Source organism: Rhodococcus sp. NPDC127593, from assembly GCF_042671975.1.
GTDB lineage: Bacteria > Actinomycetota > Actinomycetes > Mycobacteriales > Mycobacteriaceae > Rhodococcus_F.
Map to the genome: position 1 here is coordinate 1 of NZ_JBHXWI010000088.1, position 13,609 is coordinate 13,609.

Annotated in this window: 11 protein-coding genes and 1 pseudogene; 1 reads left to right on the forward strand and 11 read right to left on the reverse strand. The window is 63.3% G+C overall.

What is annotated here, in order from left to right:
* Positions 1-779 precede the first annotated feature (779 nt).
* The 11 genes and pseudogenes from ACFVJ3_RS44425 to ACFVJ3_RS44475 form a co-directional block, all read right to left on the reverse strand.
* Positions 780-1,424, reverse strand: a complete 645-nt coding sequence (locus tag ACFVJ3_RS44425; protein WP_378458132.1) for an FMN-dependent NADH-azoreductase — start codon at positions 1,422-1,424, stop codon at positions 780-782.
* Positions 1,425-1,646: 222 nt separating this feature from the next.
* Positions 1,647-2,156, reverse strand: coding sequence for a DUF302 domain-containing protein (locus ACFVJ3_RS44430; RefSeq protein WP_378458155.1), 510 nt, complete (start codon positions 2,154-2,156; stop codon positions 1,647-1,649).
* The gene (locus ACFVJ3_RS44435) at positions 2,143-3,120 is read right to left on the reverse strand and encodes a nitrilase-related carbon-nitrogen hydrolase (protein ID WP_378458133.1); all 978 of its coding nucleotides are present in this window, start codon (positions 3,118-3,120) and stop codon (positions 2,143-2,145) included. Before ACFVJ3_RS44435 ends, ACFVJ3_RS44430 begins: the two co-directional genes overlap by 14 nt.
* 1,266 nt (positions 3,121-4,386) lie before the next feature.
* On the reverse strand, positions 4,387-4,548 hold the full coding sequence (locus ACFVJ3_RS44440; RefSeq protein ID WP_378458156.1) for a DUF2834 domain-containing protein: 162 nt from the start codon (positions 4,546-4,548) through the stop codon (positions 4,387-4,389).
* A gap of 434 nt (positions 4,549-4,982) precedes the next feature.
* Positions 4,983-5,330, reverse strand: coding sequence for a DUF1801 domain-containing protein (locus ACFVJ3_RS44445; protein WP_378458134.1), 348 nt, complete (start codon positions 5,328-5,330; stop codon positions 4,983-4,985).
* A gap of 129 nt (positions 5,331-5,459) precedes the next feature.
* Positions 5,460-6,296, reverse strand: coding sequence for an SRPBCC domain-containing protein (locus ACFVJ3_RS44450; RefSeq protein WP_378458135.1), 837 nt, complete (start codon positions 6,294-6,296; stop codon positions 5,460-5,462).
* The gene (locus tag ACFVJ3_RS44455; protein WP_378458136.1) at positions 6,293-6,943 is read right to left on the reverse strand and encodes a helix-turn-helix domain-containing protein; all 651 of its coding nucleotides are present in this window, start codon (positions 6,941-6,943) and stop codon (positions 6,293-6,295) included. The genes ACFVJ3_RS44450 and ACFVJ3_RS44455 overlap by 4 nt, the downstream gene beginning before the upstream one ends.
* Before the next feature lie 518 nt (positions 6,944-7,461).
* Positions 7,462-9,069, reverse strand: a complete 1,608-nt coding sequence (locus ACFVJ3_RS44460) for an ABC-F family ATP-binding cassette domain-containing protein (protein WP_378458137.1) — start codon at positions 9,067-9,069, stop codon at positions 7,462-7,464.
* A gap of 1,474 nt (positions 9,070-10,543) precedes the next feature.
* Positions 10,544-10,628, reverse strand: a pseudogene (locus ACFVJ3_RS44465) (Mur ligase family protein); the annotation flags it as partial.
* 398 nt (positions 10,629-11,026) lie between these two features.
* Complete coding sequence (locus ACFVJ3_RS44470) at positions 11,027-11,581, reverse strand: hypothetical protein (protein ID WP_378458138.1); 555 nt, start codon at positions 11,579-11,581, stop codon at positions 11,027-11,029.
* Between the two features lie 309 nt (positions 11,582-11,890).
* A complete protein-coding gene (locus ACFVJ3_RS44475) occupies positions 11,891-12,352 on the reverse strand; it encodes a nitroreductase/quinone reductase family protein (RefSeq protein ID WP_378458139.1) in 462 nt (153 codons plus the stop codon).
* Between the two features lie 354 nt (positions 12,353-12,706).
* On the opposite strand from ACFVJ3_RS44475, the gene ACFVJ3_RS44480 reads away from it, so the two are divergent.
* The gene (locus ACFVJ3_RS44480; protein ID WP_378458140.1) at positions 12,707-13,465 is read left to right on the forward strand and encodes an SDR family NAD(P)-dependent oxidoreductase; all 759 of its coding nucleotides are present in this window, start codon (positions 12,707-12,709) and stop codon (positions 13,463-13,465) included.
* Positions 13,466-13,609 lie beyond the last annotated feature (144 nt).

Consider the following 13,609-nt stretch of genomic DNA (forward strand, 5'->3'; position numbering starts at 1 on the left):
AAACCTGTCGGACCTGTGGTACACAATGATCAGGTGAACGCAGCCTGATGCTCATCGGGCCGCCACCGAAGTTCCACGGAACTCGGGACATCCTCGGTTGGCGTCCGCTCAGGTGGTTCTGATCATCGACGACCTGTTTCGTCCTTTTCGTAACTCGCGTTTCCGCTCTGGGAGTTCAGTCCCGGCCCGGTGTGTGTGACCTCCCACAGGCAAGAGACGATGTCTTGATGCGTGGCGTTGCATGCAAATCCGGACTTCAGGGGGATAGCGCTCCAGGTCGAGCAATGCGTTAGCACCGCTGGACGGCGCCACGTGGCCCCACGTTATGCGTCAATCGACTGCACGTCGAGGGCGGCTGTCCCGAGAATCAGAAGCATAAGCCGCGCCCAAGTTTGTATTCTCCAGCCCGGACGCGCGCGAAGGTTGCACCGATGAAGTTGGCGATAACTCCACCTGCAACCACTCCCATCAGCTACCGAACAACCTGGAACAGGCCCACAGAACTGGAAAACTCGGTGACAGCCAAGAGACACGCACGAGTTCGCGGAGATAACGGGTCGCTGGGGCACCCTGGTTCAGCGCGGCCATTTTGGGGAGGGCGCGGCGTAGTTTTCGCTGCCGGAGACGAGTAACAGAGCTGGGAGGGCGATCGAGACGACGCAGTCGCGATGAGCATGACTCACCCGGGCAGAAGCTGAACAGAAGCTTGGTTACCGAGGGATGGTTCCATGCAGTGGAGGACCAAGACTCCCCTACGCACGTCGTCACATCCGGCTGGGTTATCGCACAAGCGAGGGTACCCACCGTCGATCGATGGCGCGCTCGGCAGCGGCACGGCTTTCCTTCGCCAGGGGGACGAGGTGCTCCATACCAGGTGTGACAGGTGCAAGGGTGAGCTCGGTGGTGATGAACTCCGGTTCGAGCCCCGTCATGGCCAGTCCATGCGGGAGCCAAGGCTGCGCGTGGTCCCAACCCTCGCGGGGAGTGCCAGGACCGAAGCCACCGCCGCGGGTGGCAAGCACCAGCAGTTCCCGGCCCCCGAGCAGCGGGGCGCGCGTGTGCGCGTCCAGTGAGAGCCCCGGGGCGATCAAGTAGTCGACCCACGCCTTCACGCTGCTGGGCGGCCCATAGTTGTAGAGCGGCAGGCCCAAGATGATCGTGGTCGCCTCACGGACTTCCTCTACGACCAGCTCGGACACGGCCCATGCCGCCGATTGTTCGGGACGACGCTCAGCTGCGGGTGTAACCCCTGCCAGCGCCGATGCGGTGTTGATATGAGGTAGTGGACTCGCGCCGAGGTCGCGATAGGTGACTGTCCCGTCGGGATGCGCCGCCTTCCAGTTGGCGGCCGCCCGTGCGGTCAGGGGGCGGCTGACAGACGCGGGCCCGGAGATGCTCGAATCGATGTGCAAAAGATGAGCCATGAGGGACACACTTCCTGGTCGTAAGATGCAAATAACTTGTTGACTACAAATCGTGGATGGGCCAGTGAGTTCGCCCGGCCATTCTTTTGCACGGCGTCCGGCGAATGACGCAACGCCGTATCGCGGCCATATCCCGTTCGGCCGGGACTCTGCACCGCGTATTGGCAACTGAACGAGCTTCGAAGGATCTGCCCGGGCAGTCCCGATGTCGAGCCGCCGTCTTTAATCTGCCGCCGTCACCTTCGCGGCCAGCGTCGCCAGTTTCGCGTCCAGCGCCATGGCGGCCGCGCGAAGCGGTCGATTCGGCTCGACAACCATGAGCGATGACGGTCGAACATAGGTTAGGGCGCTTCGGCCGTGCTGTTCGTCGGTGAGCAGGAGTTCAACCGGCGCGAAGAGGCCCGCCGTCACGTCGTGGCGCAGCATGGTGATCGCGATCAGCGGGTTGCCGATCACGATCCGTAGCACCTTTTGTCCGAGACCGGCCTTCTTGATCCAACCACCGTGGTTCCACAGTGTAAACAGCATGAAGCCGCTCGGGCCGACATATGATCGCACCTGTTGTTCATACGATTCCCAGCTCTCGAATCTTGCCGCGACGTCGTCGATCGGTACTGGCTTGTCGCCGACGTCGGCAAGCAACGCATCGACGAGATTATCGAAACTCTTGGTGCTGTCGAATCGCAAACGGACACCAACAAACGGGATTTCGCACGGTTCAGAGGCGGGCATGATCGGCATCCCCGCCAGCATCAGGAACTTGGTGCTCAACCCGCTCGTGCACATGAGCGGTCGCTGTGTGATCAACCAGCAGGCTGAGCAGTTCGGGGCGGCTGTAGTGTCCCCTGGCGTCCATCTTCGCTTTTCGCCGGTCGATCAAGGAGAAATCGAGATCAGCGATTACCTCTCCCTCGCCGGAACGCACCGGCTCACCGATTAATTCGCCCTGTGGTGAGACGATCGCGGTGAAACAGCCACCGGAAATCGGGCCGATCGGGGACCCGGTGTCCGCCATGATCTGCGCCTGCTGATCGGAATCGAGCCAGGCGGTGGCATTGACGACGAAGCTGGCCGATTCGAGTGCGTGATTGCGCACGCTGACCTCGGTCTGCTCGGCGAACAGAGGGCCGCCGAACGAGCCCGGGAACATTGCCGAGTGAATCTGCTCTCCGTCGGCAATGAGGGCGTAGCGGGCCAGTGGGTTGTAATGCTCCCAACACGCTAACTGGCCGATGCGTCCGACCGCGCTGTCGACGGCCCTTAGTCCAGAACCGTCGCCCTGTCCCCAGATCATCCGCTCATGGTAGGTAGGTAATATTTTGCGCCGATGCTGAATCAGGGTGCCGTCGGCGTCGAACAACAGTTGTGCGTTGAACAGGGTGCCGCCATCTCGCTCATTCACCCCGATGGACACCACCATTCCCGCTTCCCTCGCCGCGTCAGCAATGGCGTGTGTTACTGCCGACGGTACCGTCACCGCCTGGTCAAGCAATCTGAGTTGCTCGACACCGATCTCGAACGGCCGCTGCACGAACGAGAAATACGGGTAATACGGGACCACCGTCTCCGGAAAAGTTGCAAATTGCACACCATGACGCCCAAGGTCGGCGATTTTGCCTACAACTCTCTTCACGGTTCCGTCGCGGTTGTAGAGGACCGGACTGATTTGTACTGCAGCGGCTCTTACGGCGGTCATTGCGAGCACCCGACACGTGTGGTGTTCATGGTTCGTTTTCCTCTGCTCTTGGTGGGAGTGCCATCTGGCGATGTCTGCAACCACCTTCGCGCGTCGGGCCTGTCCCTCGCGCCCTTGAAGTGCGTGGTCGGTCCCCTGGTATGTGGTTGCGGCCGCATACGGATGGTGATGGTGGGATTGTGAGCATGGATTGGCCGAGAGTCGGAGGGTCGGCAGCAGCCGACACCCTGGTCACGTCGATCGGCACCACGAAATGCTGATCGCGGTGCCACAACCTCAAACGTGCGGCTACGGGCTCGTTCTCGTCGATGCACCGGCAGGGGTTCAGGAGCCGTGCCACTCACACCTGCGCGCATTGAGTTGCGCGGTGTGGCGAGGCACGTCGTCCGCAATATCCGTTGGGTGCCGGGAGAGTGCTGGCGGGCCGCCGATCCCGACCACGCTTGAGTCGAGGTCGCCACTGTACGAATCCTCAAGATGAGGCAGGCGTTCCGCGGCGCCGCTAACGGGCGGTTCGGCATGGAGCGCTGACGTAATAGTCCCCGGTACTTGGCGTCGATCGGGCGGGCCGCGAGTGCCCACTGGGTGACCGACTGGCAGCCGGGATTACGCGGCATGGCCGGTGAACCCGTCGAACAGCGACGTTGAGGCCGCCACTGTGGATCGCGGCCCTGGTCGAAACGGCCGGCGGCCGGTGGCCTGGCCGCCCCGCGTGTATCGCCGGACTCCTCGCCACCCTCGAAGTCGACGGTAACGCCGACTGGGTTGCTGGCACGACTCGCGACCTGACCAGCGATTCCGGATGGTCCGACCGAGCCCTCGAGATCCGCGCGAGCTCATCAGACTGGTAGTGCTTATAGGCCAGTACGTGAACCCGTCATCCACCTCAGGAACGATGAGATTGTGAGCGACCGAAGAAGCCCCAGACCACGAGTGTGAGGTCGCGATGCTCGTCTACGTGCGTGACCGCCTCCGCGCCTCGGAAGGGAAGGAATTTCATGCTGGATTGACCACCGCCGTTGACCAGGTGCTCGACGAAATCAACGGCCTCGAACCCTCTCCGTGGGTTCCGACATAGTTCAGGCAGTGCGGAATCCGACGTTTGCACGACCGTCGCGGCCGTGCAAGGCCTCGGTACTCGAGTCAGCCATCTCGGGAGGCGGTCGCCAGTCTCGGATAGGCGCCGTTCCCGAACGATCAGGCATATAGGAAACATGACGCTGATCGCGATCGCGATCGCGAACGCGAACGTCAGAACGACGTACATCACACGTGTTGATACCGAGTCTGCGGACTTCGACGAACCATGAACACCACGGCCGCGAGAGTGAGGAGTGTCAGGTCGTTCGTGAACGAGCTGCTTGCATAATTCGCGTGGCGGGCGGGAAGGTATTCCCAGAGGGCAACACCATCCGCAAAGTACGCGATACGTGTTCCACCACGTCGTGATCAGTGCCGCGAGCGCGATCACGCCGTAGCGGCACGCAGCACTCTTCCGCGCAGGGGTCACCCGGGAAGGTTAGACGGTAATCGCCTATGTCCTACGGATTCGTCGCGGGCGCACCGCCCGGCATTCGACCGGCTTGAAAGTGACGTTAGCTGATGGCAGTGACCTCATGTCTGATATCGACGGATTCATCGCAATGTGTAATGCCACTTCAGGTTCGGCGGCAGTGGAGTGAATGCAACTCCCGACAATTATTAGTCACCGCCTGGGCCTGTTGGCAGCGGGCGGAGAACAGTGTCAGACATGGGGTGGGAAGATCTGTGCCAGAACACACTCCGTCTAGCCGAATACGGACCGCGCGCCGAGGGCAGGCAACGTGGCCCTCGGGTCGAAGTCCGGCAGCGCCTCTCGATGGTCAGCGCAGTGACGCGGTGGTTTTCGCGAGGATGTCAGCGAGCAATGGGTAGTCGATTCCTTGTCCCTCGATGAGGCTGGCGGCCTTGCGTTCGCCGTTGCCCATCGCCCGAATGAAGCCTTTCACCTCTGGGATGTCGGTCGCGTTGAATACCATGAAGTTGACCTTGTCCTTGGCGACGGCGATGACCGCGGCGTACTGCCCGTTCCTGAGGTAGTGAGGTTTGCCGTATTGCAGGCGTTCCTCGACGCCGGGAACGGTGTCATGGACCATGCGGCGCAGCTTCTCGCAAATCTCCGCCTGCCACGGTTGAACCTTGCTGATGTATTCGGTCACGTCGCTGTTCATGGGTTCCCTCTCCCGAATGTTTCGCTGATTGTTCGGATCTGTTCGGCCTCGTTGGGGTGACGTGCCGCACCCTTCACGTACTCACTCGCAGAGCACGCCCGGGCTGGACCGTGCCAGTCGGGCGGCCGGTCATGCAGCGACGGTGATGGACTTCCAGTCGGTGATCTCGTGATAGCGGCGGAGCTCGGCGAGTCCGGCCAGGTTGCCCAGCCAGCCCGCGTAGGGCGGATTGTTGGTATCGAACCCGCTGGAGACGAGGGTGAGTCGGGTCCTGCCCTCGGAGCCTTCCAATTCCCACGTGCCGATCCCGCCGGGCCCCCAGTCGACACTGACTCGTTCGTTGGGAACGAGGTCGACGATGATGGCGGGATGGGGGTTGTTTTCGATGCCGCCCAGGGCGAACCGGCCGTCGACGTGAGGCTCGATTTCGATGGGGTATCCGAACCATTCGGACACCTTCTCCGTCGAGATGAGGGAGTCGTACACAGCGTCGACGGCGGCGTCGATCTCCACGGTGGCGCTGAGGTTGCTGCTGGTGAAATCGCCTCGTGCGGTGATCGTTCGGCCTTCGAGGGAGTCCACGAGGTTGGCGAGGGCGAGCGCCCAAAACGTTTGCAGGACGCCGCGGATGCTGGCGCCGGTGATAACGTCGTTGAAGTCGAAATGGCTCTGTGTCAGAGTGATAATCGTTTCGTCGTTCTCGACGGCGATGGCGATCTCGGTCGAGGTCTCCTCGCCGTCCAGGAGCCAGGTGAACGCCAGGGAGGTCGCGTCTGCAGTGACGAGTTGCTGGTGAGGTGCGTCCCCTTCGGGGACGGACGGTCCCCAGAACTCGTAGCGCTCGGGTAGGTCGACGGTGGCGTATTCGGCCAACCATGTCGTGAGGGACTTTTCCTCGGTGAGGGCGGAATGCACCTGGGGAGCTGAGGCTGTGGTGCGGACTTTGAGGATGAGAGGTTCGGTCATGAGTGGTCCTTTCCGACGGGGTAGCAGGCGACGACGAGTTTGAAGGGATCGCCTTCGACGCCACCGTATTTGGTGAACACGATTTGTAATGCTTCCTGGAGTTCGGCGAGGAAGGTGGGGCGCAGATCTGGACGTATGCGGATTTGTCCGGCGATTCCGATGGAGGGCAGGTCTGTCTTGGACAGGTCGATCGATGCGACGTCCTTCTGGACTTCCTCGGTCAGATCAAGCAGGTGCCCCAGGCTCATGGCATCGCTCGACGGTCTTGCTCCGATTCGGCCTACCAGCTGGGGTGAGAGCCAGTACGAGCGCGCCGCAGCCTGATAGATGCTCTCGTGGATGTTGCGTACTTTGCGCTCGGCGATCTGGCGCACGATCCCGTTCTCCACCAATCGTTTGACGTGGTAGTTGATGCGCTGCGGAGACTGATCCAGCCTGGCGGCCACCTCGGTGCAGGTGGCCGGATCGGCGAGCGCGCGGAGGATCTCGATCCGCTGCGGCTTGAGTAGAGCCTCAGCCTGATCGAGGCTCTCCAGGTAGAGGACTTCATTCACAAACAAAAGTTTTACATAAAAATCTGTTTTTGTGAAGCCTCGGGAGACTTGCCTGGACAACTGCGAGCGACCCGACGAATGCGCTGCCGTCACGGAGCAAATGATCGAGTGGATCATCCCGAAGGGAAGGAGCTGTGCACATGCTCGCTGCTGCGCTCGGCCATACCGCGACGAAGAACGATCCGTCGTGAACGTAGAGACGGTGGTCGTCCGTGACCCGAATGGCGCAACAGACGTGCGTGTGTGTTCTGGACGGCCTTTCCGTCGAACCAGCCTTGAATGGCGGCGTGGATGGTCGGGCAAGTACACGATGAGCAGAACACCTCGTGCTTCTCGGGCGTTCTCACAGCGTCACGTTCAGCGAGGAGATAGGTGGGGCGCGTACGCGCTCGATGTACGACCACGTCACCGGCATGTATCCCTTGCCGCGCAAGCGCATGCGGCGGCGCCCTGCGGTGCACACGCGGACAGAGACGAACGCGATCCCCGTCATGCGCCACGGGCCCACTCCGCTGTGTGAGCGGGTGATGACGCGGGGGATGGTGCGGGGAAAGTACCCCCAAAGGAAGGAGGTGGATCGCCGGCGAGCGGACGCACCTCCTCCCAGACCGTCAGATGTTGAGGTCTCGGCGCTGATGCATGCGGCCGTCTCTGTCAAGTTCGATGATGGTGTCCACGCCGATCCGATCGAGGAATGCGAAATCATGACTGACGATAAGGAGAGCGCCTCGGTACGCATCGAGAGCTTCGGCGAGCTGCTCGACGCTGGCAACGTCGAGGTTATTCGTGGGCTCATCCAACACGAGTAGCTGAGAGGGCGGCTCGGCCAGAAGGAGGCGTGCAAGCGAAACGCGGAAACGCTCTCCGCCAGAGAGGGTGTGGACAGGGCGGTCTACGCTGTCACCTCGAAGGAGCAGCCGGGCAAGCTGATTGCGGATGGTGCCTGCCGGAGTTCCCGGCGCGGCAGTCTGCACGTTCGCCATCGCGCTGGCATCATCGTCGAGCCCGTCGAGACGTTGCGGAAGATGGCCGACGAGATCGGTCACAAGGCGCCCATATGGTCTCCCGCGAGTCGGCGCGGCTCCCAGAACGACTTGCTCGACCAGGGTCGACTTCCCGGTGCCGTTCGCGCCGACCAACGCGACGCGCTCCGGTCCTTGGATCACGATGGTCTGCTTCTCGTCCACGAGCTCCGCGAGGCGCCGTCCACGCGGGACGTCCGGATCCGGCAGGACGAGGTGGATGTGTTCCTCATCGCGGACGCGCGCGTCTGCTGCGTCGACGGCGGCCTGCGCGGACTGCACTTTGTCATCGAGCGTTGAGCGCATTGATCCTGCCGATGCCTGAGCCTTACTCGCGCGGTTGCCCGCCATGAGCTTCGGGATGCCTCCGTCCTTCTGGGTCTTCTTCGCGGTCCTCTCTCGGCGCGCCAGTTTCGTCTCGGCTTCGATGCGCTGCCGCTTCTCGACCTTGAGCGCCTGCTGTGCCGAGCGCGCAGCTTGTTGCGCGGCCACCTGTTCTAGATCCTGGTACTCCTTCCACGCGCTGTAAGGGCCGCCGAAGGTGTCGAGCGTGCCACCGAAGAGCTCGGTGGTGTTGTCCATGTGGTCCAGCAGCTTGAGATCATGGCTCACCAGGACGAGCGTCCCCGGCCACTGGTCGATGAACTCGGCGAGTTTCGCCCGCGTGGCGCGATCGAGATTGTTTGTGGGTTCATCGAGGAGGGTGATCGGTGTTCGGCGGATGCGCAGCCCGGTGATGGCGATGAGCATGCCCTCCCCACCGGAGACCTCAGCCACGCGACGGTCCAGGTCCCCCGCCGAGAATCCGATCTGATGCAGTGCCTCGTCGGCACGGGCTTCAATATCCCAGGCGTCGCCGATCGTGTCGAAATGGCGTTCGTCGGCATCGCCGGATTCGATGGCCCTCATTGCGGTCAGGATCTGGTCGATACCGAGCAGTTCGGCGATAGTGGTTTCCTTACGAAGCGTCAGCTTCTGCGGTAGGTAGCCGACCTCGCCTATCGTGTCGATCTGCCCGGCAGTCGGCTGCAGATCGCCCGCGATGAGCCGGAGCAAGGTGGACTTTCCGGCGCCGTTGCGACCGATCAGGCCGGTCCGGCCGGTACTGAATGTGCCGTTGATTCCGGCGATCGCGATGGTGCCGTCTGGCCACTCAAGGGTCAGATCGCGAAGGGAGATGGCAGATTTCGTAGACATGGGTGGTATGTCTTCTTTCTCGTGTCAATCGCCCACGGGCGTGACGAGGATCAGTTCGGTATTGATGGGGGGCGGCAAGCAGCTGCCCGCAAGCGGCGTCGATGCCCGTGCCGAATTGCCGGCGCTGTTCGCGTGCACCCCGGGCACGGTCCGTCCGTGCGCACGATCGTTCACGCCGTCGAGGACGGGGTCGATACTCCGGAGCCGCTCCAGCCGCCTCGTTGTATCGGATGACGCCGACGTGGAACAGCTCGCCTTCCGCGGAGTCAGCGGATGCAGCCATGGTCCGAACCGTTCCCAAGCTCGTCACTAAACGCGCCGGGGCGGGACGCGATTTGCGGTTGTGCGTGACGATTGCCCTTCATGAGCGGGTTGCGGGTGCCAGAGGGTCTGGCGGGACAACCGGTCACGGGGCGATGAGCCGATGCGGGGGAGAGCTGCGACGGGTGCTGCCAAGAAACGACCGTCCTGCGGCGGGGATTCGCTACCCGGGTTTCGCGAGGGAGGAGGTGGTCGAGTACCTAGCAGGTCGAAGTCGCGCGCCGTCCGGAGGTCGGTGCGATCCGAAGTGCCCGGCGAGGTTTCACGCACCGCTGTCAAGGCCCGACGACGGCCGGACTCACAGTGTGCGGTCTGGAGAAGCATTCACCGTTGCGGGCGACGCCTAACCAAGTGAAAGCCACCGGCAGTTCGGTGGCTAAGCTCTGTCGACCTCAATCAATTCCATGTAAGCATTTTATCAGTCCTGGTTCCTCCGACTGGACGCGGCAGGCGGAGCGGTTTTTGTGCCCGTGCCGCTGGCTACCTTGCTCACCCTGCGTCACATGGTGGTCGAATCGAAGGGCGATGAGCCACGCGCGTGACGAAGACCCCGGAGAAATGGAGGTGGCCGCCGTCGATCCCGCTGTCGATGACCGCCCAGATGATCCGGCGGCCGCGGGCGTCGTAGGCGCGCCAGGCTGCGTCCGCTTTCACGGTCGGCGCGGAACGGTCGATCTGCGGGTCCAGTGTGCTTGAGTGTCGTATGCGGTGACACCGATGACGTCGACGAGCCCCATCCGGTCACGAACGGTGCCTGCCCGGTAATGGTGCATCCATCATCTGTTTTCGCAGGGTCGGCGTAGCTGCTGCCGGATACACCGGCAGTGATCGCGCCCGGGCTGCTCGAGACGTCCTCATCGGTTCACCCCGGTTGAGCTGGACCTTTGAACCTCATCCGGCTGTCCGCCGATGGGTGTGGCTCTCAATGTTGCCGTGTGTCCACGCGGACACACCTGGCTGAGTGGGGGAGTGTGCGTGCAGCGACTCTGGGAGTTCAGCGTGCACGTCTACTCCTTCACCGAGGTGGACACCCAACTGTGAGGCACACTTGCGGGGGATATGTACATCCGCTCACTCTCGATTGCAGGAGTCCCTGGTCCAGGCGTCATTTCTACTCGAAGATGCTTTCGGGAAGCCAGTCGGCGTCGAAGCCCCGGTTCGAACAATCGGGCCTTCGCCGCGAAATACGCGTCCATGTCGGGGTGAAAGTCCAGATGGTCGCGGGCGAGGTTGGTGAACAGTCGCGTGAGCTTTCCGAACGCCCCGAGATCGCCATCGACGCTGGCTGATGTCACCATGAGCCGATTGATCATGATTCGAGCTGCCTGCTCCTCCACCGTTCCGGCGGCGAACAGGAGTGACCATGAGCAAACCTGCCCGTCGCGGTGCGCACGACCCATCGTTTGGCGTGCGGCAATTCCGGAGTAGTGAGGCTGGTGGAAGAACCCGATGCGACGTGCCGATGAGGCGCGGGAGCCGTCGACCATCAACTCGGACGACTGCAGATTGATCGCAGATGCGGTGTTGAACACCACGACCGGGTTGTGGCCGCGCTGAAATCTGATGCGCTCCGTCTCGAGATCGCCCCCGCCGAAGATGCGCGAGACGCCAATGCCGTGCTCCTCCAAGAGACCCGCTACCGGGTCCGCGGCCGTGGTGACCAATTCGACGGCAACGAGTACCTGGTAGCGCGTTCGACGTGTGCGGCTACCAGCTCGGCGGTCTGCGGGGCTCGCAGCATGCCCGCCTTCTGCCGGAACCGCATCAGAGCGGCACGGCCGCGGGCGGTGTCGTTCCCCTGGCGGGCGATCCTCATTGCGCTCCGGAAGTCACTCCAGTCCTGGTGGTACGCAGCCCATTGTGTGGCGGTGAAGTCGAGCGGCAGGCCGTCGATAGGTGCCGGCCCCCAGGGCGCGTCGCGATGCATCATGACGGGCGGGTCGCAGTCGGTCATCCACTTCCGGACGCGGGTGACGGCCTGATGCTGCAGCCGCTGGGAACCTTTTGCTTGGTCGTTCCAGTCCCATTTGCCCTTGTCCCACCCGGGAGCAAGGGGAAGTCCATGCTCGACCAGTTTCTTACCGAGGTCGGCCCACTCGCCCGGCGGGTCATCGTGCAGTTGCGCGAAAAGCGAGGACAAGTAGGTGTATTCGCCTGGGTGATGACCCGGCGTCGCCGTCACGGTGATCACGAACGGCACCTTCTCTGGCGGCGCGGAGAGGCGGTTAGTTCGCCGCTGGTACTGGGTGCGCTGGGCCGTGTGGTGCCTGAACGATTTCACCACGGCGGCCGGTCACCGGACCCGAGGAGGGGGTGGAGTAGCCGCCCTGGCGAGAGAGCGCACTCGGTTGAGCGAAGCGGCCGGCCGTCCCAAACCCGGTGACAGGGTGCGCCCACGCTCTGATGCGTGCTGGTCCAGCCGCGGGGAGTGGACAGCCGACGAGGCGGCGTGACCGTGGCCGTGCTCGCGCAGGCTGCCCCGCCCTGTTGTCCGGGGCGTTCAGCTCAGCGGCCGGCGCAGCCGTGCGTCGTCGAAAACGATCTCGATCAGCGGGCTGTGCTTGAGCCAGTCCTCCAGGCGCTGGCGCTGGGTGACGCGCATCTGCAAACCGGGCTCGTCCTGTAGGCCGACCACAGCAGACAGCACGCGATAGCGCACTGCGGGATCCTCCACCGGCACCGCCGTGGCCGGCAGGTCCGCCCGGACGCCGTTCTTGAGGTGGAAGGTGAAGTGCGGGTGCGCCGACAGATTGGCGTGCCAGTTTCGGGGCACCGGCATCCCGCTGAGGTACCAGCGGCCGTCGACATGGTGGAACCAGATCTCGATGCGCCGCGGGCGACCGGTGCGCCGGCCCAGGGTGGTTATGTCAATGGTCCGTGCCTCGCGCGGCGAGCCCGGGCCGATGGTTAGAGCGCGCTTGACCGCGCCCACGTCGTAGCTTCTTTCCGCGATGTCGGTCATAGTCGGCTGCCTCACTCGCGCCTGACGGAATGGATTTGGAGCAAGTCAACCCGTCACGCCGCCACCGCTGCTAGGGAGATCCTGGCGGATCCTTGCACGATCCTGCCGACACGCAGGCACACCACGGCGACGATATGCCAGCGGTCGAGAGTCGGGCAGTCACGAAGAAGCCAACGCATCCCTGCACGGAGGGCTGTGGGTGGGAACGGCTGACGCGGTCTCGTCGCGGCCATCCAAGAGGATTAGGCAAGAGGTGTAGAGGATCATTCTTTTCGCGGGCTCCGCGCAGTGGTTTCCTCGAAGGGACACACTCCCCACGGATTCCGGCGAATCCTCAGGCCCAGGAGGCGCAACATGAAGGTAGCCGTCGTCACCGGCGCAAGCTCCGGCATCGGCCAGAGCGCCGCCCTGCAGATTGCCCGGCGCGGTACCGGCGTCATCGTGACCTACAGCTCCAACGAACAGGGCGTCAAGGACACCGTCGCGCGGATCGAGCAGCAGGGCGGCACTGCCGTGGCGTTGCACCTGGATCTCGGCGACACGTCGGGATTCACCATCTTCCGGGAGGCCGTTGCCGAGGTGCTGCGCAAGACCTTCCAGCGGCATTCCTTCGACCACCTGGTCAACAACGCCGGATTCGCCGGTATGGCGATGATCGAGGACACCCGCGAGGAGGAATTCGACCGGCTCACGGACGGCCTGTTCAAGGGGCCCTTCTTCCTCACCCAGGCCCTGCTGCCGCTCCTCGCCGACGGCGGCGCCATCGTCAACCTGACCAGCAACGCCACGCTACCCCAGGTGACCGCGCCGGGATACTCCGTCTACGCGGCTCTCAAAGGCGCCGTGGCGGTACTCACCCGCTACATGGCCAAGGAGTTCGGCCCCCGCGGCATCCGCGTGAACTCGGTCGCACCGGGAGCCACCGTCACCCGCTTCGCCGACGACGCGTTCATGAAGAACCCTGAGATCATCCCGGAATTGGCGAAGACCTTCACTCTCGGCCGCGTCGGCGAGCCCGACGACATTGGCATGGTCATCGCCATGCTGGTTTCCGAGGAAGGCCGCTGGATCACCGCCCAGGACATTGAAGTCTCCGGAGGCCAGAACCTCTGAACTGCTCCATAAGCTGTGAGCCCAGCTAAACGCGCCTCGCACAGCTCACTCCGTGACGGCCCGAGTCGGCCGGCCGGCCACGGACGGTCCGGCCTCGTGGGCACACCGGACATCTGCGAATCATCACGTGCCCGATCCTGATGG